This is a genomic window from Leptotrichia sp. oral taxon 847, assembly GCF_001553645.1.
Lineage (GTDB): Bacteria > Fusobacteriota > Fusobacteriia > Fusobacteriales > Leptotrichiaceae > Leptotrichia.
Genome location: NZ_CP014231.1, coordinates 793013 through 814793 on the forward strand (window position 1 = coordinate 793013; position 21781 = coordinate 814793).

Annotated in this window: 18 protein-coding genes; 7 read left to right on the forward strand and 11 right to left on the reverse strand. The window is 31.5% G+C overall.

From position 1 onward, the window contains the following. Nucleotides 1–50: 50 nt before the first annotated feature. The 10 genes from AXF11_RS03580 to sufC all read right to left on the reverse strand — a co-directional run bounded on the left by AXF11_RS03580 (nt 51) and on the right by sufC (nt 14194). Nucleotides 51–5033: a glycosyl hydrolase gene (locus AXF11_RS03580; RefSeq protein WP_068154999.1), complete on the reverse strand. Its 4983-nt coding sequence runs from the start codon at nt 5031–5033 to the stop codon at nt 51–53. A 165-nt stretch (nt 5034–5198) separates the two neighbouring features. Further along, the gene (gene folD, locus AXF11_RS03585) at nt 5199–6047 is read right to left on the reverse strand and encodes a bifunctional methylenetetrahydrofolate dehydrogenase/methenyltetrahydrofolate cyclohydrolase FolD (RefSeq protein ID WP_068155002.1); all 849 of its coding nucleotides are present in this window, start codon (nt 6045–6047) and stop codon (nt 5199–5201) included. A 12-nt stretch (nt 6048–6059) separates the two neighbouring features. Beyond that, nucleotides 6060–6707, reverse strand: coding sequence for a redox-sensing transcriptional repressor Rex (locus AXF11_RS03590; protein WP_068155004.1), 648 nt, complete (start codon nt 6705–6707; stop codon nt 6060–6062). A gap of 64 nt (nt 6708–6771) precedes the next feature. Next, nucleotides 6772–7704, reverse strand: coding sequence for a methionyl-tRNA formyltransferase (fmt, locus tag AXF11_RS03595; RefSeq protein WP_068155006.1), 933 nt, complete (start codon nt 7702–7704; stop codon nt 6772–6774). Nucleotides 7705–7720: 16 nt separating this feature from the next. Beyond that, nucleotides 7721–8248: a peptide deformylase gene (def, locus tag AXF11_RS03600; protein ID WP_068155008.1), complete on the reverse strand. Its 528-nt coding sequence runs from the start codon at nt 8246–8248 to the stop codon at nt 7721–7723. Between the two features lie 644 nt (nt 8249–8892). After that, nucleotides 8893–9336 carry a Fe-S cluster assembly sulfur transfer protein SufU gene (gene sufU / locus AXF11_RS03605; protein WP_068155011.1) on the reverse strand — a complete coding sequence of 148 codons (444 nt, stop codon included), beginning with the start codon at nt 9334–9336 and terminating at the stop codon, nt 8893–8895. 55 nt (nt 9337–9391) lie between these two features. After that, on the reverse strand, nt 9392–10591 hold the full coding sequence (locus tag AXF11_RS03610; RefSeq protein WP_068155014.1) for a SufS family cysteine desulfurase: 1200 nt from the start codon (nt 10589–10591) through the stop codon (nt 9392–9394). 162 nt (nt 10592–10753) lie between these two features. After that, the gene (gene sufD, locus AXF11_RS03615; RefSeq protein ID WP_068155015.1) at nt 10754–11881 is read right to left on the reverse strand and encodes a Fe-S cluster assembly protein SufD; all 1128 of its coding nucleotides are present in this window, start codon (nt 11879–11881) and stop codon (nt 10754–10756) included. 110 nt (nt 11882–11991) lie between these two features. Continuing rightward, on the reverse strand, nt 11992–13404 hold the full coding sequence (gene sufB / locus AXF11_RS03620) for a Fe-S cluster assembly protein SufB (protein WP_068155017.1): 1413 nt from the start codon (nt 13402–13404) through the stop codon (nt 11992–11994). A 43-nt stretch (nt 13405–13447) separates the two neighbouring features. After that, a complete protein-coding gene (sufC, locus tag AXF11_RS03625; RefSeq protein ID WP_068155018.1) occupies nt 13448–14194 on the reverse strand; it encodes a Fe-S cluster assembly ATPase SufC in 747 nt (248 codons plus the stop codon). A 343-nt stretch (nt 14195–14537) separates the two neighbouring features. Here sufC and argS point away from each other — a divergent pair, with 343 nt between their 5' ends. The 7 genes from argS (at nt 14538) to AXF11_RS03660 (ending at nt 20335) form a co-directional block, all read left to right on the forward strand. Next, entirely contained in the window at nt 14538–16259 is a 1722-nt protein-coding gene (gene argS, locus AXF11_RS03630; RefSeq protein WP_068155021.1) for an arginine--tRNA ligase, read from the forward strand. 230 nt (nt 16260–16489) lie between these two features. Then, nucleotides 16490–16780: a hypothetical protein gene (locus AXF11_RS03635; protein WP_068155023.1), complete on the forward strand. Its 291-nt coding sequence runs from the start codon at nt 16490–16492 to the stop codon at nt 16778–16780. Nucleotides 16781–16808: 28 nt separating this feature from the next. Further along, on the forward strand, nt 16809–17669 hold the full coding sequence (locus tag AXF11_RS03640; protein ID WP_068155025.1) for a polysaccharide deacetylase family protein: 861 nt from the start codon (nt 16809–16811) through the stop codon (nt 17667–17669). A gap of 151 nt (nt 17670–17820) precedes the next feature. After that, the gene (locus tag AXF11_RS03645; protein ID WP_068155026.1) at nt 17821–18321 is read left to right on the forward strand and encodes a septal ring lytic transglycosylase RlpA family protein; all 501 of its coding nucleotides are present in this window, start codon (nt 17821–17823) and stop codon (nt 18319–18321) included. Nucleotides 18322–18365: 44 nt separating this feature from the next. Continuing rightward, nucleotides 18366–19076, forward strand: coding sequence for a 3-oxoacyl-ACP reductase FabG (fabG, locus tag AXF11_RS03650; RefSeq protein WP_068155029.1), 711 nt, complete (start codon nt 18366–18368; stop codon nt 19074–19076). Between the two features lie 18 nt (nt 19077–19094). Then, the gene (locus AXF11_RS03655) at nt 19095–19718 is read left to right on the forward strand and encodes a ribonuclease H family protein (protein WP_068155031.1); all 624 of its coding nucleotides are present in this window, start codon (nt 19095–19097) and stop codon (nt 19716–19718) included. 38 nt (nt 19719–19756) lie between these two features. After that, the gene (locus AXF11_RS03660; RefSeq protein WP_068155034.1) at nt 19757–20335 is read left to right on the forward strand and encodes a hypothetical protein; all 579 of its coding nucleotides are present in this window, start codon (nt 19757–19759) and stop codon (nt 20333–20335) included. Between the two features lie 145 nt (nt 20336–20480). On the opposite strand, the gene rho is transcribed toward AXF11_RS03660, so the two are convergent. Next, on the reverse strand, nt 20481–21716 hold the full coding sequence (gene rho, locus AXF11_RS03665; protein WP_068158216.1) for a transcription termination factor Rho: 1236 nt from the start codon (nt 21714–21716) through the stop codon (nt 20481–20483). Nucleotides 21717–21781 lie beyond the last annotated feature (65 nt).

Below are 21781 nucleotides of genomic sequence, written 5' to 3' on the forward strand. Positions count from 1 at the left end.
TGGCAATGGTTAATGGTTAATAAAGTAATAAATAAAATAATTTCAATACACTAAAAACTTGCTTTAATTCCAAGTCCTCCTCTTACATTATCGCCTTTCGTATCATATCCCAGATTTGCAGTTACTCCCAATCCTTGATTTTGTATTCCAAAGTTTAAGTCAAGCTTCACATTCCCTTTTTTGCTCTCCTTTTCGCTTCTCAAATTGTACCAGTCTGCATCGGTATGGGCTACTTTTTCTCTATTCGCACCCATACTTCCAAGTTCTGTTTCATATGCTATTCCTGTACCTAGTACTAATGTTGTACTTGCTGTCAGTGGCTGAATATATTTAAATTCCGTTCCTATTTCAGGCTTTGCTGAAAAATAACCATTTTCTTTTACTTTTAATCGCATATCTCCATTTTTTTCCTTGATTCTGCTAAATCTTCCATATTCCATATTCAATGCCCCGTACGGTCTAATGCTCATCTTATCATTTAATCTTGTTTCTTTTCCAATTTCGTTCCTCATCCCCAATCCGTACGAATAATAATTTGATTTTGCATTAAATACATTGTCTACAACAAGAAATCTTCTGTTCATGCTGTTTATTCCAAAAAATCCTTCTCCCGATACTGTCCATTTCAAATTTTTATCCTTGCCAAATGTGGTCGTCTTAAACACTCCACCTTTGAACATTGTCTGATTTTCTCTTGACTTTCCTATATCCTTGAGCTGAAAGTTATTATTCACTATTCCTGCGTACCAACCTCTTGTATCGTCAGAAGCAAAATCATTTTTATGAACATAAGCTATCCCATAAGTATTATTTTTATAATCAGTTATTCCTGCTGTATCTGTTTTATATTCGTCTTTTGAACCAAATACTTTTATTCTGTCGCTCTGTTCAGTTTCATCTTTTATCAAATCGTTTACTTCTCTAGTTACTGCAGCCCCTGTTGTTTTTATCCTTGACTGGATATTTGCATACTGATGTCCCATCATTTCGTCTACTGCTTGAGTAAATAATATCTCTTCATTGTTTCCTATGCTGTTCAATTTATTAAACAATTCCTTTTCAGATCCTTCCTTTTCCACTCCATATCTCTGTTCCAGTCCATCTAAAAAATTATACGTCTGTCTTGAATTTTCCTTATCCCCCGCAAATACTGTATATGGAACTTTTGCTAAATATACATCTCCTGTTCCGTTTGCATTCGCCGTCATCCCAGCCATCCAAGTAAGACTTCCTGAATACACATTCCATTCTTTTATTCCTGAATTTTTTATCATACCGATGAAAGGAGACGTAATGTTTTGTCCTAACTGAATATATTTTTTATCAGTACTCTGTGTTGCTTCAGCTCCTATTATCAAATCTGCTGACCGCATATTAGCAAGAGCTCCTAAATTATTAACAGGATTAGTTTTCATTACTCCCGAGGTGTCCACATAAATACCCACTGATGAAACAGGATTTGAGACGTTTGATGAAGCTTTAGGATTAACTGTATTTACAAGTTGTATTTCCTGTGGTGTATTATTTAAAGTTATTGTTCCGTTGACAGTATTTATTTTTATTCTGTCTACTCCATCTGTTCCCATTGCTTTTTCAAGTCCTGTCGTTTTTTCCTCAAGTATTGGCAACGCTCCGCTTCCTGTTGTGATATTCATACTGCCGTAATTTTTTATAACAGCGTTCGACAGCACAAGTCCATAGCCGTTTGAAGCATCAATATTAATACTTCCTTTGTTATTTAAAGTACCATTGATTACCGCTATTCCTATCTGTCCATTATTTCCTGTACCTGCTGTTGTAATTGTTCCTGTATTTAATGCAGTTGCTCCGTTATCTACATACATTCCTATATTTCTTGATGTTCCGCTTAATTCAATTGTCCCTGCATTTTCCGCAATAGAGCCATTTCCTGTAGCGTACATTCCTACACTTCCAGGAGTTGTTACTTTTATTATTCCTGAATTTTTAACATATCCAAGTCCATCTGTATATCCTGCAGCCATTCCTATTCCAATATTTCCAGCCGCTGACTGCGATACTGTTATTGTTCCTAAATTCTCTGCCACCTGCGGAGCTGTTATGGCATTTTTAGAATAACTGTAAATACCTACATTTCCTGTTCCTGAACTAAAATCTATATTTCCATAATTAATCAACTTTCCTGCTGTTATCAATCCATAATTTTGATTCCCCGCTGATTTCAGATGATTATAATTTATGATATTTCCTGTTTTATCTGATGAATATAGAAATACAGAATTTGTATTTAATGTTACAGAGCCTGTATTTCTTGCATATCCTGTTACTATATTATTATTCTGACCTGTTGCAACATATCCAAATGAATTATTTCCAATAATGACTTTGTCGGTCTGACTGTTTAATACCTGATTACCACCCGATAAAAGAACATTTACACTGTTATTTCCTGTATTAAGTGCAGAATTCTGTCCTACAGATGTATTTTCTCCAACTGCGTATATTCCAACACTGTTGTCTCCTGTAAGAATATTTCCTGTCACTTGCAATGTTCCATTTGAAGCCGCTATTCCAACACTATTTGTCGCACTTGATAAATCAATGTTACCACTGCTGCTGACAGTGGAAACTGCTCCGTTATTTGCGGCAAATATTCCAACTATATCCCTACCACCTGCAGCGGTCGCTATATTCCCTGAGTTACTTATATTTATATTTTTATTACCCCATATATTGTTTGCGGGAAGAGCATTCACTCCATAAATTCCAACACTTTGAGATCCTACTTCTATATTTCCTTTGTTTTCTATTACGGAATTTGCTGAACCAAGCATCCCCACATTTCCTGCGCCTGTCATTTTGATTGATCCTGTTGTATCATTTGTTACAGTTCCATTATCAGACAGCAAGGCTGTTGTATTATTTCCAGTGAAATTTATTACACCTTTATTTGTTACCTGGATAGCGTTATTCCCTGATGAGCCCACATAATTTGTCTGCCCTAAAATATAATTTTTGTTTCCCGCAACAGTTGAACCTGAGATTGTATTCCCGGCATCAAGCGTAATATTTGACAGATTAAAGTTTGAACTGTAAAACAAATCTGATGAATTGTCCAAATTTACATTCTGTCTGATATTTAAATTTCCTGCTGTTACTGAAGTATTCATAGGACTTCCTGCATTCAAATTAATTGGTGCCAAAAGCCATGGTGCTGTTTTCATATCATTTTCTGCAACATGACCTGCCCAAGGAAGCTGATATTCTGTAGGCCATTGAGTCCAAGTCATAGCATAAGATGTACCTGTACCTTGAAGAGCCTGTGCAACAGGTGTCTGAAACCATGTATTATTTGTAGATGACATTGCATGGCTTCCCAAACGGCCGTATTCTGTAAGAGCTGCCACTTTTCCTGATGATTTTGCCTGATTTCCAATCATACGCATATCTCCTGCAACAAGATTAATCCAATTTGCTTCACTTTGACTCGCAGACTGCCAATACGCATCATATCCCAACACATCAATTACATCATCACCGGGATAATCTGCCATATATCTATTTAAATCACTTCCGCCTCCAAAATCACCGTTTGGTGCATATGCAAGAAGTATCTGATCTCTTACGCCTGCCGCAACAAGTGCTTCATGAACGCGTCTGAATGCAGCTTTTATTTTATCATGGGATTGATTTGGTTCTCCCCACCAAGGCCAATCTCCGTTTTGCTCATGGAATACTCTTAATACCCAGGGAATAGGTGTGCCGTCAGGCGCTACTGCGAGTTTTGCAGTTTCAACGATTGTCTGTATCCATGTATTAAATTGATTTGCATACGCCCCAGTTGATGAAAACTGATCCAAATCTGGATTCCCTGTTTTATCGTCACTTTTTCCATCGTGGTTATTTTCATATTTAGTGGGATTTGGAATCTCACTTGAAGCTGTAAAAACTGCTCCTAGGCTATTTGCTTTTTTTATATAATCTGCCATCAGCTGACTATTATCTTGTATGCTTTTTGTCCAGTGTGTTGGCTGTTCTCCAAAGTGCATTCCGATTACCGCGGGATATTTCCCCGTAACAGAATAAATATCTGAACTATAGCCTGAAGAATTTTGTGGTGAAATACTTACATCAATTCCGTGCTGCTGTCCCATAATAGGTGTTCCTGCATTAGCATAATATTTAAGCGCATTCATAAGTTTTTGTCTTGATGTTAAATTTGTTGGAGTATAAGTTAAAGCAGGCATCGTTATTCCTTTTATTCCCAGCGCTGTACCTGTACCCTGTAAATCATTTACCATAATGACAGGCAATGTTATCGATGCTTTACTCTTATCAAATTCTACAGGTTTTGTAGTAACGTTTAAATTAATATTTGGTGTAAGCGTAGAAGCAGAAGATGCTCTATCCGATACAATAGGCTCTTGCTCTATTTTTATATCTGCAATTCCATAATTATTATTGTTATTTCTATTATTTGGATTTGTCAGAGCCGAGTTTTTCATATTTTCGTCTTTCAAAGACTTTGTATAGGAATTATATGAATCGCTGTTTGGAGAAACTGTTCTTAAAAAAATATCATTGCTTCTTTTATATACACCTTCATATTGATATTTATCACCTTTATCATTTTTCCCTTTGTATAATTTGTGCTGATTATTAAAAAAGTACTCAGTTTCATATTTTAAAGAATTATTTTTATTACTGTTTTTTATCATTTGATCAAGTTTTAAATCATTTTCTGATAAATTATAGCTGTTTTCTTTATGGTCTGATGTTACAATTGTATCATTTTCTTCGTTTTTAAAAATAGGATTATCTTTAATGGATGAATAAATTTCATCTACCGTATTTATATTTGATTTTTCATAAAAATCATCTTTTTCGTTATCGGCTTCTTGTAAATTTTCATTGTTTACGTATAAATTCTTTTCCCTACTGACATTCTCATTTATTTTTACCAAAGTATTTTTGCCAATGTTATTTTTTTCTGCTAAAACAAGAGTTGAAATACTGGAAAAAATTCCTATCCATTTAAATTTGTTTCTCTTCATAAATTTAAAATACCTCTAAAATTACTATATAATTTATTAAATTTCAAAAATAAATATTATCTATTAAATTCAACATTTTTCACAATTTCTTTTGTGATTTCATTCTTATTCATCATCTAAATGCGTATTCTTTTGATTTTATAAGCAAATGCACTTTCCTTTTTTTTATAATTTACTTTTATAACTTTTAAATGTATTTTTTATAAGGCTTGCAATTGTCATAGGTCCTACTCCGCCAGGAACTGGTGTTATAAAACTAGCTTTTTCAAAAATTTCGTCAAAATCCACATCTCCGCAAAGCTTTCCATCCACACGATTTATTCCAACGTCAATTACAACTGCATTGTCTTTTATATCTTTACCTTTTATCAATTTTGGAACTCCAACGGCTGCGACAACTATGTCAGCTTTTTGCAATTTCTTACTTAAATTTTTAGTCTTTGAATTACAAACTTGAACAGTTGCTCCACTTTGAATTAAAAGCAGTGCAAGTGGCTTTCCAACTATATTGCTTCTCCCAACAATTACTGCATCTTTTCCAGAAAGCTCAATACCGTATTCTTCAAACATCTGCATAATTCCGTATGGCGTACATGGTAAAAATCCTGTTTTGTCGCCTATCATCATTTTTCCAATGTTTTCAGTGTGAAATCCGTCCACATCTTTTGAACTTGCAATTTCATTTATGACTTTTAGCTCATCAATATGTTTTGAAAGCGGCAATTGCACCAAAATTCCGTCAATTTTTTTATCTTCATTTAATTTTCTTATTTCGCAAAGCAATTCTTCTTGCGTAATGTCCTCTGGCAATCTTATAGTTTCAGAATAAAATCCAACTTTTTCACAAGCTCTTATTTTATTTCTCACATATACTTGTGAAGCCGCATTTTCTCCGACTATAATCACCGCAAGTCCCGCACTTCGCCCGACTTTTTCTTTAATTTTATCGTGTTCCTTTTTTATATCTTCAAAAATTTTTTGCGAAAGCGCCTTTCCATCAATAATTTTTCCCATAAGACCTCCATTTTATTTTTCTTCTTTATTCAATCTCCAAAAATTTAATTCTTGCAATTTTGCCGAAATGTCAATATTTACAACTGTTATATCTGAACCTAGCTCAAGTTTGTAAGTCGTCATATTCAAAATAGCTTTTATTCCATTTTTCACAAGCTGTTCTGCCGCAAATTGCGCCTGTTCCTTTACAACCGCAAGAATTGCCGTATCAACTTCTCCACAGAAATTTTCTCTAAATTCTTTTACATCGTTGACATCACGAATTTCAAGATTGTCAGAAACAACTTTTCCTATTTTATTTTTATCTTTGTCAAAAATTCCAACAATCTGAAAACCTTTTCCCAAGACATTTCTGTTAGACGAGATCATTTCTCCCATTTTTCCGTGTCCAACGATTATGACGTTATTAACTTTATTTATTCCCAAAATATCTTCGATGATTTCAATCAATTTAGAAATATCGTATCCTTTTCCGCGCACGCCAAAATCTCCAAAAGTTGACAAATCTTTTCTGACTTGAGCTGATGTCGTATTCATTATTTTGGAAAGTTCAATCGAGTTAATTTCATTTTCATATTTTTGAACATCTTTTAAAATTGATAGATATTCCGTCAATCTCTGAATCACTTTTTCTGAAATCTCTAATTTTTTAAATTTCATTCCACCACTCCTTTCAAAAATATGCAAAATTTTATAATATTTATAATTTATTTTTACAAAATAACTATTTTAAACACTCACCAATAGCCATTTTTCTACCATTAATGACATCTACTCCTCTTTGCAGTTTTTTTCCTTGAAATTTCACTTCAAGCAAAACTAAAGCTCCATTTTTAACTTTTATAACAGGTCCTTTTTTATTTATAATATCAACAATCTGACCATTTTGACCTTTATATTCTTTATCTAATTTTTCAGTTTTATAAATTTTTATATTTTCATTTTTTTCATTAAAAGTGTGTGCCGCTGGAAATGGATTTAACCCTCGAATTTGATTAAAAATTACTTCTTTTGTATTGTTCCAATCAATTTTAGTCTGTTCTTTCGTAATTGGTTTAACAAATGTTGCAAGACTTTCATCCTGTTTTGTAGCTTCAACCTTTCCAGCTTCAATCAATTTTAACACCTTTTCAAGCCCTATCGCTCCCAAGTCCTTTAATTTGTCATGCAAAGTTCCAAGCGTATCATTCTCCAAAATATCACAGCTTTCTTGCAGTATCACGTCACCTGAATCCAGTCCTTCCTCAATATACATTATGCTCACGCCACTTTTCACATCCCCATTTAAAATTGCCGAGTGAATCGGAGAAGCACCTCTGTATTTTGGTAAAAGCGAAGAATGGACATTAATTATTCCATATTTTGGTATATCTATAATTTCTTTTGGTAAAATCTTCCCATATGCTACAACTACGATTAAATCTGGATTTATCTCTTTTATTTTTTTGATTATTTTTTCATCTTTAACTTTTTGTGGCTGAATGACTTCAATTTCATTATCAATTCCAAACTGTTTTACTGGCGAAAAGATTATTTTATTTCCTCTGGCATTCACTTTATCCTCTTTTGTAAAAATTGCCCTCAAATCCGTATTTTTTGCTACAACTTTCAAACTTGGAATTGCAAATTCCGGCGTTCCCATAAATATTGTTTTCAAAAAATTTCACTCCTTTTTAATCCAAATCTTCCCTATAAATTCTACCTTTGCTAAAATCTTTTTTCAAAACTTCTATTTTTTTTGCGACAAGCCTTTTATTCATAACAGAAAGCCGCTCTGTAAACAAAATTCCGTCCAAATGATCAAGTTCGTGCTGAAATGCTCTAGCCCACATTTCATCAAGCTCTTCTTGAACTTCAGTCCCATTTTCATCAAAATATTTAACTTTAATTTTTTTAGGTCTTACAACCTTTTTATAAATTCCAGGAATACTCAAGCACCCTTCTTCAAAATCCACTTTTTCTTCACTAAATTCCAATATTTCTGGATTAACGACCTTTTTTAAAACCCCTTCGTATTCCAGCACAAAAAATCTTTTAGGAATGTCGACCTGATTCGCAGCAAGTCCCACTCCATTAGCTTTTCTCATCAAATTAACCATCTCACTCAATGTTTCTCTCAGCTCATCATCAAAATTTTCAACCTTCTCGGCAACTTTTTTCAAAGTTGGATGTCCGAATAAAACTATTTTTAATTCTTTCATTATATTTAATTTTTTCTCCTTAATTTTATTTTCTTGTTTTTTTATTTTTCTATTTTACTATTATTTTACCATATATTTAAAAATTTTTACAATTTTTTTGTTTTATAAACGGAGTAAAATATTTAGGGATAAATAAAAACTTCTATTTTAAGTTTATCATTCAATCCACAAAATTACTAAAATAACAATTTTTTTCTATTCCTTTTTAAGCAGAAGTGCTCATCGCCGCACCCCTGCACCCCGGCTAGTCTTCGTCATTTTTATACACTGCCAAAAAACTCGCACTAATCGTGCTCAGACAGTTTTGTCAGCACATAAAAATGCTCCGACGGTTTAAATTTTACTACCATATAAAAGTGTCGTGATTTTTTTGGAGTAAAGACGACTGTCTAAACGAAGTGAGTTTCGGCTTTGCTTCAAAAAAATGCTTAGACGAGCGTGGGGATTATAAGGGGAAATGGCGGCCCTTTCCCCTTATGTAAAAAATAAAAAACTATACTAAACAAAATAACATCTTGTAAACAAAAATAAATTAAAAAAAATATTGAAATTAAAATTTACCCCTAAATACCTTTCTTCATTATTTTATAAAAATACTAAAAAAATTCAAAATTTATTATTCTTTGTATTTTTCAAATAATTTTCTATTTTTTATTTTCTACAATCACTTTTAGTGAGTGCCAACTAAGTGTAGCACATTTTACTCGAGCAGGCATCTTAGCCACGTATTCCAAAAGTACTGCATCTCCTAATTTTTTCAGTTCTTCCTTTGTCAATTTTTCTTTATTTTCGTCTATACTCATCATTTTGAAAAAAATGTCAACTTTTTCTTTTGCTTCTTCCAAAGTTTTTCCTTTTACTAAATCAATTAACATCGCCATTGAAGCAGTTGAAATAGCACACCCAGAGCCGATAAATGCCGCATCCACAATGACATCATCTTCCACTTTTAATTCCAATGTCAAGTCATCGCCACAATTGGGATTATGCCCCCTCTCCACATAAGTCGGATTTTCCATCTCGTGATTTAATTCTTTTCTACGGCTATATTCTAATATTGTCTGCTGATAAATTCTCTCCAAATCCATTTTTTATATCTCCTTTTTATTCTTTTATTTTCTAAAATTTTTAATTTTCAATCTTTTATAGTTTAAAAACTCCCTTTACTTTCAAAAGTCCTTCAATCAATTTTTGAATATCACTTTCATCATTGTAAATGCTAAAACTAGCACGGCAGCACGACGCAACTCCAATATATTTCATAAGTGGCTGTGCACAGTGATGACCTGATCTCACAGCTACATCAAAAGAATCCAAGATGAATGCAACATCGTGTGAATGAACTCCAATCACATTAAACGCAATAACTCCTGTTCTTTCCACATCTTTTGTAAAATAAGTTTCCACAAAATCAAGTTTATTTAATTCTTCTAGTGCTTTATTTGCCAAATTTTCCTCAATTTTTTCAATTTTTTCATATCCAATTTTGCAAATAAACTTAATCGCCTCTTCCAGAGTCACAGCTCCTTCCACATTTTGAGTCCCACCTTCAAATTTATTCGGTAACTGCGCAAAAGTTGATTCCTGTTCTGTAACAAATTCTATCATATCCCCGCCATACAAAAATGGTGGCATTTTGTCCAAAATTTCTTTTTTCCCATACATCACACCAATTCCCATAGGCGCAAAAATTTTATGCCCTGAAAACACCAAAAAATCTGCATCTAATTCTTGCACATCGTGTTTAAAATGAAGTATTGACTGCGCTGCATCGACCAAAACTAAAGCATTTTTACTGTGAGCAATCTCAATTATTTCTTTTACTGGCTGAATTACACCCGTTACATTTACAACCGCAGAAACTGCGACAATTTTAGTTCTATCAGAAATTTTACTTTTTAAATCTTCCAAGTCAAATTGTCCATTTTCTGTAAGATAAACATATTTTAACTTAGCTTTTTTTTGCTTTGCCACAAATTGCCACGGTACGATATTGGCGTGATGGTTTGAAATTCCTAAAATAATTTCGTCGTCTTCGTTTATAAAGTTCATTCCGTAAGTGTAAGCAATTAAATTTATACTTTCAGTCGTATTTTTTGTGAAAATCACTTCTTCGGCTCTTTTTGCATTTATAAATTTTCTCACACATTCTCTTGCATTACTTAATAGCGACTGTGCTTCCACAGATAGTTTATGCGACCCTCGTCCAGGATTTCCATTATATTTTTCATAATATTCTCTAATTTTATCCAGCACAACTCTTGGCTTTTGAGAAGTGGCAGCTGTATCTAAATAATGATTTTCTATATTTGAAAAAATTGGAAATTTATTTTTATAATTCATTCTTGTTTTTTTATTCCTTTCGTATTTTATTTTATCTTGTATTATATATTTTATCTACTTTTTTATTTAATTTTTTTCCATTTTAAAATATTTAAAAAAATATAATTTAACCCACTTCACTACTATTTAAAGTATAGCACTCAGTGGGTATTTTTTCAAATTTTATATTCTTTCTTCCAATTCTTCTAATAAATGCTCTCTTAATGCTTCATCATCGATATTATTTAATATTGGTTTAAATGACGATTCCACAATTAATTTTTTGGCTCTGCTCTCAGATAGGCCTCGACTCATCAAATAAAACAGCTGTGATTCGTTGACTTTTCCGATTGACGCATAATGTTCTCCAACTACATCATCTTCGTCACAAAATAATGTTGGAATTGAGTGAACATTTATATTTTTGTCCAGCAAAATGGCAAATTCTCCTTCTCTTCCTTCCGATTTTGAAGCACCTTGCTTAAAGTACATATTTCCACGAAATACTTTGGTTGCTGTGTCTTTTACAGCTCCTCTTCCGTGAATGTCTCCCAATGTTTTTCTGCCGTAAAATACTGTCGAATATTCCAAGTCAACTTTTCTATCTCCGTCAGCCAAATATCCTGGAAATACATAAGCCTGTGAATTATCTTCCAATAAATATGAAGTGTGGCTAACTGCATTTACTTGTGCCCCCAGCTCAACGCTGTAATAATTTACAACTCCTTGCCCTTTCACTTCAATTTTAGAGCTCTCAAAATTTCTACTTTTTGTATTCAAAGTTTGAATTTTTATTATTTTCACATTTGAATTTGCTCTAGCAAACACTTTTATAACTCCATTGTGATAACTTTCGGTGTTATCACTTGAATTATAGCTTATAATAATTGTAGCGCTTGCAAAATCTTCCACTTCAATCACATTGTAGTCAACCAAAAAATTATTTTCTTTATCTGTTACATAAGTCAAATAAATCGGATGTTCAATTTTTTTTCTCTCTTTTATTTTAACAAATTGCCCTTGATTATAAAAAGCAAAATTTTGCAACTTAAAAAACTCTCCAAGCCCGTATTCATAGCTGCTTTTTAATCTCTCCAAATCTTTTAGCGCATCATTAATCCCGTTTATTTCCACACCTTCCTGGTTTTCATTTTTTGTCGAAAAATTATCAAATTTTTTAAATTCTTGTGGTTCTTCATATTTATATTTAACTCTGTTCCACTCAGGTTTTTTCAAATTTTTGTATTTTTCAAAAACTTTTAACCTGTATTCACTATTTTCAAGATTTTCTAAACTTTCTTTTTCTAGCATCCCATTTCTCCTTTACAAATTAATATTTTAATTATATTTATTTATCTAAAAATCAATACTTTTAATATTTTTAATATTTTTAATTTTAGCTTTTTAATTTTAAAAAAACTTTATCCAATTGTCCCTTCCAATTCCAATTCAATAAGTTTATTTAACTCAACCGCATACTCTAGCGGCAACTCTTTTGAAATCGGCTCAACAAACCCTCTTACAATCATCGCTTTTGCCTCATCTTCACTAATTCCTCTCGACATCAAATAAAAGATTGCCTCATCACTAATTCTTCCAATTTTAGCTTCGTGCCCTATATCGACGCTGTCATTTCTTATGTCAATTATAGGTATCGTATCTGAAGACGAAATATTGTCTAACATAAGCGATTCACATTCAACTGTCGCTTTAGTTCCAGTCGCTTCTGGCATAACTTTTAGCAGTCCTCTGTAAAAAGCCGCTCCCCCATTTTTAGAAATTGATTTTGAATGCACTGTCGAAGTAGTATTTTTTCCAATATGGACAATTTTACAACCAGTATCCAGGTTTTGTCCGCTTGAAGCAAAAGTAACTCCTGTAAATTCACAACTAGCACGGTCTCCTTTTAAAATGCTCATCGGATAAAGCATTGAAACTCTTGACCCAAATGAACCTGAAACCCACTCAATTACACCATCTTCTTCAACTAGCGCTCTTTTAGTATTAAGATTATACATATTTCTCGACCAGTTTTCTATCGTAGAATATCTAAGTCTAGCCCCTTTTCTCACAAAAAGCTCAACCGCTCCAGCGTGAAGCGCATTTTTCTGATATTTTGGCGCAGAACATCCTTCAATAAAATGTAAATCCGCTCCTTCGTCAACAATTATTAGTGTATGTTCAAACTGTCCAGCTTCTGGTGCATTTAATCTAAAATAAGATTGAAGCGGCATATTGACTTTCACGCCTTTTGGTACATAGATAAATGAACCACCTGACCAAACAGCTCCGTGAAGTGCTGAAAACTTGTGGTCATTTACTGTAATCAAAGTCATAAAATATTCTTTTAGAATATCTTCATATTGTTTGATGGCTGTTTCAATATCCGTATAAATGACACCTTGCTCAGTTAATTCCTTATGAATGCTGTGATACACAACTTCTGAATCATATTGCGCTCCAACTCCTGCAAGTGACTGTTTTTCCGCCTCAGGAATTCCAAGTCTGTCAAAAGTATCTCTTATATAACTTGGCACATCGTCCCAATTTTCATTCATTGGCGCAGAATCTGGCTCCAAATAGTGAATTATATCGTTCATATCCAAGTCCGACAAATCTGGACCCCAGTCAGTCATCGGCTTTGAATTATACACTTCTAGCGCTTTTAATCTAAAATTTAACATCCATTCCGGCTCATTTTTTCTAGCAGAAATTTTTCTAATTATTTCTTCTGTCAACCCTTTTTGAACTTTGTATTTATATTTAACTTCGTCTTTTATGTCATAGACTCCTCGCTCAATATCTGCAACATATGTTTTTTTTCTTGTTTCCATAATTTCCTACACTTTCTATTTTTTAATTTTTTCTCTTAAAATTCTATAACCCAAATTGCTTTTTCATTTCTCCATAACCATTTTTTTCAATTTCTTCAACTATTTCTTTTCCACCAGTTCTGACAATTTTTCCATCCATCAAAATATGCACGAAATCTGGCTCCAAATAGTCCAAAACTTTATCGTAGTGCGTTATAATTAAAAGCGCTGTATCATTTGTCTTCAATTTTTGCACACCTTCAAACACAATTTTTGTCGCATCAATGTCAAGCCCTGAATCTGTTTCATCTAAAATCGCTAATTTGGGCTCAAGCACTGCCATCTGTAAAATTTCATTTTTCTTTTTTTCTCCTCCAGAAAACCCGACATTCAAATGTCTTTGAGCATATTCTGGATTAATGTGGAGTTTTTCCATCTTTTCTTCCAATTCATTGTGAAACTGCATCAAATATTGTTTTTCTCCAGTTACAGCTTCTTTCGCCGTTCTCAAAAAATCTTCTACAGTTAGTCCTGGAATTTCTTCAGGATATTGAAATGACAAGAAAATCCCTTTTTTTGCTCTCTCATCGACAGAATCATCATTAATATTTTCTCCATCCAAAATAATATCTCCACCGATTAATTTATGTTTAGGATTTCCCACCAGAATACTTGCAAGCGTAGATTTTCCAGCACCATTTGGTCCCATTATAACATGAACTTCCCCCTTGTTGATATTTAAATTAAGACCTTTTAAAATCTCTTTTCCCTCAACTTCAGATCTTATATCTTTTAACTGTAATAAACTCATTTTATTTTTACCTCCAAAATATTTTATTTATAAATGTTTTTTTATCAAACAAAAATCACAATTACATTTTACCAAAAAATTGTAACAAAATCAATTGTGAAATTATTTATTTTTTTTATAAATTTAAAATAATTAAAATTTTAAAATTATTTTATTTTTTACAACAACTATTCTCCCATTTATATTGTTTAATTTATACTATTTTTTCAAGTTTCTATTTCTTTTTTTACGAAAGAGGACCATCGTCATATTTTTGATTAAAAAAATCTTGTGGTTATTTAAAAATTATGATAAAATACTTTGGTATTATGATGTTTTAGAAAGGAGAATTTAAAAATTACGGATGAAATTGTTGACAAATAAAATAAAAAAATTGTTTTCTGAAAATATAAATAAAATTTTTGAAAATGATTTTTCAGATAAAATTGACATACAAAATTCTACAAAAAAAGAATTTGGAGATTTTCAGACGAATTTTGCTTTGGTTAGTTCTAAATTAATCGGAAAAAATCCTAGAGAAATAGCGACTAGAATAGTCGCAGAATTTAAAAAAAACGAAATTATTGAAAAGCTCGAAATTGCAGGACCAGGATTTATTAATATTTTTTTGAAAAATGAATTTTTGAATGAAGAAATTAAAAAATTGGAAAACGAAAAATATGATTTTTCTTTTTTAGATACAGATAAAACAGTAATTATTGACTACTCTTCACCAAATATTGCTAAAAGAATGCACATTGGACATTTGAGAAGTACAATAATTGGACATTCGATTAAAAAAATACTGGAATTTCTGGGAATAAAAGTAATTTCAGACAACCATATTGGAGATTGGGGAACTCAATTTGGAAAACTTATAGTTGGCTATAAAAATTGGTTAGATAAAAATGCTTATGAAAAAGATCCAATTGGGGAATTGGAGAGAATTTACGTTTTATTCTCAGATAAAGCAAAAAAAGAACCATCTCTTGAAGAAAACGCAAGAAAAGAATTAAAAAAATTGCAGCAAGGCGACAGTGAAAATATAAAATTGTGGAAAGAATTTATCAAAATTTCTTTAAAAGAATACAACAAAGTGTATGAAAGACTTGGAATAAAATTTGATTACTATTACGGCGAATCTTTTTACAACGATATGATGCCAGAAGTTTTGGAAGAATTAAAGAAAAAAAACATTGCAAAAGAAGACGAGGGAGCATTAGTCGTGTTTTTTGACGATGACAAATTACCGCCTGCACTCGTTCAAAAAAAAGATGGAAGTTTTTTGTATGCAACTTCAGATCTTGCAACTATGAAATTTAGAAAAGAAAAATTGAAAGTGGACGAAGCTATCTATGTGACAGATGACAGGCAGCAAAATCACTTCAAACAAGTGTTTGAAATTGGAAAAATGTTGGGCGCACCTTACGACTATAAAAAATTACATGTAATTTTTGGAATCATGAGATTTGGAGATGTGATTTTTTCTTCGAGAAGTGGAAATATTATAAGACTGGTTGATTTACTGGACGAAGCTAAAAGGCAGGTTAAACAAGTTATTAATGAAAAAAATCCTAATATTCCAGAAGATGAAAAAGACAAAACAGCTGAAATCATAGGAAGTGGCGCAATAAAGTATTTTGATTTAAGTCAAAACAGGACAAGCGATGTTACGTTTACCTGGGATAAAGTTTTAAATTTTGAAGGAAATACGGGACCGTATTTACAATATACATACGTTAGGATTATGTCCATTTTCAGAAAATTAAAAGAAGAAAATATCATTTTGGAAAATGAAGAGATAGTCCTAAAAAATACAGACGACGTAGAAAGAGAACTTGCGGTTTCACTTTTAAGATTTCCACAGTTTGTTGTAAAGGCTTATGAAATATTAAAACCTAACATTATCGCTGAATATCTGTTTGATACAGCAAAATTATTTAATAACTTTTATAATTCAAAACAGATATTAAAAGAAAAAAATCCTAAGATACGTGATGCTAGAATCTTATTATCTAAAAAAACTGCATTTATTTTGAAACAAGGACTTGATTTATTAGGAATAAATACTGTAAACAGAATGTAAGAGAGGATTTATAACGGCAGGGTTAAAAAAAATTAATTTAAAATTGTATTATAGTTAATCTTAAATTAATGATTATAGTGTATACTATACACAGATCGATAAAAAGATCTAAAACCTCAATTAACCCCCCCTTTTATGAGACCTCTTTTTCGAAAGAGGTCTTTTACTTTTTTAAGGGAACAAAATTAATTGATAAAAAAATTTAAATAAAAAAGAAAAGAGGAAAAGAAATGGCGAAAAAAGACAATTATCTTTATAGTTATAAAGATGATAATGATGAAACAAGAACAAATAAACTATTAAAAAGGGCAGTAATACTGTTTATAATATCTGCAATTTTAGTTGCAGTATCACATTTTTTCTTGAACAAGGAAAAAGTAGTTTTAATGTCAAAAACTCCAGTTTTAAAAGAAAATAAGGAAGACTTAAAAAAAGAGATTGATGAAATCAACGACAGAATTAAATCTACTGAAGAAGGAAACAATAGAATACAAGAAATTATAAAAAAATACGACAAATAAAAATAAATTGAATGTGAGGTAAAAAAAAATGAAAAAAGGAATAGCAATAATTGGAATAATCGCCGCATGTGTAGGATTTGTATATTCAGGTTGGCATATTTTTGGGACAACATCAAAATTTGTCCAAAATCATGGATTAAAAAGTAACATAAAAAAATTAACAAAAGAAAAAATTAAAAAAGAAAAAACTTTAGAAGAATTGACTAAAAAGAATGAAGAAGTTACAGCAAAATATGAACAGATGAAAAAAGATGGAAAAATAAAAATAGTTCATTTGACTTTCGACGACGGTCCTTCGAATAATACTGAGAAAATTTTGGCAATATTAAAAAGAAATAACATAAAAGCAACTTTTTTTGTGATAGGACATAATCAAAATAAATATAAAGAAATAATAGACGCAGGGCATGCACTAGGAGTTCACAGTTATACTCACGATTATAAGTACATTTATGCCAACGAAAAAAACTTCTTTGACGACTTGTACAAATTGCACGACGATATTAAGGCAAGAACTGGAAAAGATGTAAGAATAACAAGATTTCCTGGTGGTTCAAGCAATGCAATTGCATCAAAAGCCTTGAAACAACAAATTATTACTAGAATGGCAAGAGAAGGGTATATTTATCACGACTGGAACTGTGATTCTACAGATGCGAGCGGAAACGGTGTGCCTGTAGCTAAACTTATCAAATATGGTATTTGTACTAACCATCCAGAAATTGACGTCTTGATGCACGATACAAATGTCAAGGGAACAACTGTTCAAGCACTACAAAGCATTATTGATGGATATAGAAAAGCAGGATACAGTTTTGAAGTAATCACACCTAGCAGTATGAAAATTCAACATGTAAAACAACCTGAACTAAAAGATTTGAAAAAATAATAATTATAGTTTTAAATAAAAATTATAGTTTTTTTAGTAGATGTTCTTATTAAAAATAGTTTTTATGGTTTAATTAAGAGAAAACTAAGTTAGAAAAATGATAAAATATGATATAATTATAAAATAATAAAAATATAAAGGAGCGTTTTTAATGAAAAAAATAATTACAACACTATCAGTTTTGTCATTATCTCTATCATTAAGTTCAAACATAACAGCAAAACAACAAAGTAATAATCAAAATATAATTTTTATAAGAAAAGAAATGATGAAAAAAGCAGATAATTTAGATTTAACTGTTTCAAAAAATGAAAGTAAGTCAGTTATGACAATAAAGAAAGAGGACTTAAATAATTTTACACATTATCAAAGTGGTACGGCTTCTTTTTACAGCAAAAACTTAAATGGAAGCAAAACTTCGAGTGGTGAACGACATAGATCAAGTGAAATGATGGCTGCTCACAAAAGTTTGCCATTTGGGACAAAAGTAAAAGTAACAAATTTGAACAACGGTAAATCTGTCATTGTGAGAATTAATGATAGAGGACCGTTTGTAAGAGGAAGAGTTATTGATTTAAGCTATGCTGCTTTCTCACAAATAGAAAGTCCTGGAAAAGGTGTAACAAAAGTTGAATTACAAGTGTTAAAATAAAAAATATAAACTAAAAATTCAAAAATTAGAAAGGTGGAAAAATAGTGTTAAAGGGAAAAATAGCATTAATTACAGGTGGTTCGAGAGGAATTGGAAAAGAAATCGCACTAAAATATGCCGAAAATGGTGCGACAGTTATCTCGGGAGATTTAATTGACCCAGATTACAGCCACGAAAATATCTCTCACATAAAATTAAATGTAACAGACAGAGAAAACATCAAAGAAGTTGCAAAAGAATTAAAAGAAAAATATGGAAGATTGGATATTTTGGTAAACAACGCTGGAATTACAAGAGATTCATTGCTTCAAAGAATGAAAGAAGCGGATTGGGATTTAGTTGTTGACATCAATTTAAAAGGTGTCTACAATGTTATGCAAGGATTTGTTTCACTACTTTTAAAAAGTAAAGCTTCAAGTGTTATAAATATGGCTTCTGTAGTTGGAATTGACGGAAATACAGGTCAAACTAACTATGCAGCAACAAAAGGTGGAGTTATAGCGATGGCTAAAACTTGGGCTAAAGAATTTGGAAGAAAAAATTTGAGAGCAAACGCGATAGCACCTGGATTTATTAAAACAGATATGACACACGTTTTACCTGAAAAAATTGTAGAAACTGTTTTAGCTAATACGCCATTAAGAAAAATGGGAGATGCTCAAGATGTGGCAAATGCAGCGCTATTCTTAGCAAGCGATGCTTCTAAATTCATAACTGGACAAGTTTTAAGAATTGATGGAGGTTTAAATTTATAATTTTATAAATTTTAAATTATGTCAAAGATATATGCTTATTATTTAATAAATAGTGGCAAAACTGGTATTTTGGAAAATTGGGAAAAATGTCAAAAGATAGTTTCAAGCCAAAATGCGAGATACAAATCTTTTAAAACTGTAAAAGAAGCTCAAGAATGGCTTAATTCAGGAGCAGAGTACGAAAAAAAAGAAAAAAAGAAAAGTTTGTGTGATAAAGGGAAAATCGTTCCCTGCGCAATTTATTTCGATGCTGGAACAGGAAGAGGAAATGGTGTCGAAGTGAGACTTACTGATTATAAGGGAAATCCGTTGCTACACAAAATTTTGCCAAAAGAAAAGATCAATGAACACAAAAATTATTATGTTGCAAAACATAGGTCAAATAACTATGGAGAGTTAGTTGGGCTTTATGCAGCATTAGTTTACGCAAAAAAATATGAAATTAAAAAAATTTTTGGAGATAGTTCACTTGTACTTAATTATTGGTCCAAGGGACATTACAACGCAAGTAATATCGAATCTGAAACAATAGAATTAATAAAAAAAGTTACTCTGATGAGAAAGAAATTTGAACATCAAAATGGAATCATAGAAAAGATTTCAGGAGATTTAAATCCTGCAGATTTGGGATTTCATAAATAATAATATTGAAATGAAACAAAAAAAGGAGAGTATTTTTTATGAAAAAAATATTTATTATAATTATGCTATTCGCCGTTTGTGTCATTGGAATTTCTGCAACAAAAGATAAAGAAATAAAAATTCCTAAAATTAAAGCAGCGAAAGTGAAAAAAACAAAATTAAAAGCAACTGATAAAGTTTATGAAGGCGAATATTTAAGAGCTACAAATACTTTTGTTTACACAAAAGATAATCTAGTTTTTCCAAATAAAGTTATGTCTTACACTGTAAAAGATGAAAGTGGCTTGCTTGATGGAATTTATAATTTTATATCAGAAAAATACGGAGTAGTTGATACTGATTTAATTGGATTAAAGTTATCTGGAACAGTATCTAAAAAAGATAAAGTTATAACAATTAAGAAAATAACAAATTATCAAGTTCCTAGAGAAAAAATCCTAGGTGAAGAAAAAGCCTTTGGAACTGATAGCAATATTGAAAATACAGGTACAGATGTTACTCCAAGTACAAACGATACTAATACCTCTACTGACACGAATACAGAAAATAAAAGTAATGATGGTATATTCCCATCAACTCCTAGCAATAGCGGACTTAATTTAAATGAAGGAAACTAAAAAATATTTATTAAAAATTAATTCTTGAAATTTCAAGAATTAATTTTTTTATTAAAAAACTACACTGGATAATTATTTATTCAGCGCAGTTTAAAATTGCAATTAAGCTAATCTCACAATTAATTGATAAAATTATTTATTAACTTTATTTTTTCAATACCAAATTTTCAAGTAATTCATCGTTATTTTTATATAATTTTGTAAGTTCAATCAATTTTTTCATTCCTTCAACTTCCGACATTCCACTAAGTTCTCTTCTAAGAGCCCAAATTTTTTCCAGATTTTTTTTAGGAATTAATAACTCTTCTCTTCTTGTACCACTTTTTAGCACATCTATCGCTGGGAAAATTCTAAGCTGTTCAAGAGCTCTACTCAAAATTATTTCCATATTACCAGTACCTTTGAATTCTTCAAAAATAACTTCGTCCATTCTACTTCCCGTCTCAATAAGTGCCGTTGCGATGATTGTAAGACTTCCACCATTTTTAATATTTCTGGCAGCTCCTAAAAATCTTTTTGGATAATAAAGCGCATTTGGATCGATTCCTCCAGAGATTAATTTTCCACTCGATGGAATTGTGATGTTGTAAGATCTTGCAAGTCTTGTCAAGCTATCCATTAAAATTAGAATATCTTTTCCTCGCTCAACTTCCCTTTTTGCCATTTCTAATACATTTTCAGTAACTTGCGTATGGATTCTAGGATCTTCATCAAATGTAGCCGAATAAACTTCTGCTTCTTTTACATTTTCTTTTATATCGGTAACTTCTTCTGGCCGCTCGTCAATTAATAAAATCCAAACATCAATTTCAGGATTGTATTTTATAATATCATTCGCAAGTGTCGAAAGTAACACAGTTTTTCCAGCTTTTGGAGGAGCTACAATAAGTCCTCTCTGTCCTTTTCCAATTGGAGAAATTAAATCAATTATTCTTGAAGAAACTTCACCTGATCCAAGATTTAATTTTTCATCAGGATATGACGGGATTAAGTCGTCAAAAAATGGTCGTTCCAGTGATTTTTCAGGCAAATCACCGTTTACCAGAAGCACTTTTAAAATTCCGTAATTTTTTTCAGTTCCAATCGGTATTCTAAGCTCTCCAAACACAATATCTTCATTTCTCAAATAAAATCTTTTAATTTGGGAAATCGAAACATAGACATCAGGCCCAACAGAAGTATTTCGCAAAAATCCATAAGTTGAACCGTTCATAATATCAAGTTTTCCAAATCCGTAAGTTTTTCCTTCTTCTTCACCCTTTTTTATAAGAATGGCATTTATCAAGTCAGATTTGGCCATTCCAGAAAATCCTTCAATTTTATATTCTTTCGCCATCTTTTTCAAAGTTGTAACATTTTTTGAAAGAATTTCTTTTATCATTTCTTCCTCCAAATGTTTTTCTGCAAAACGTTTTTCCTGTGAAAATTTTTCTGAATTTTTAAATT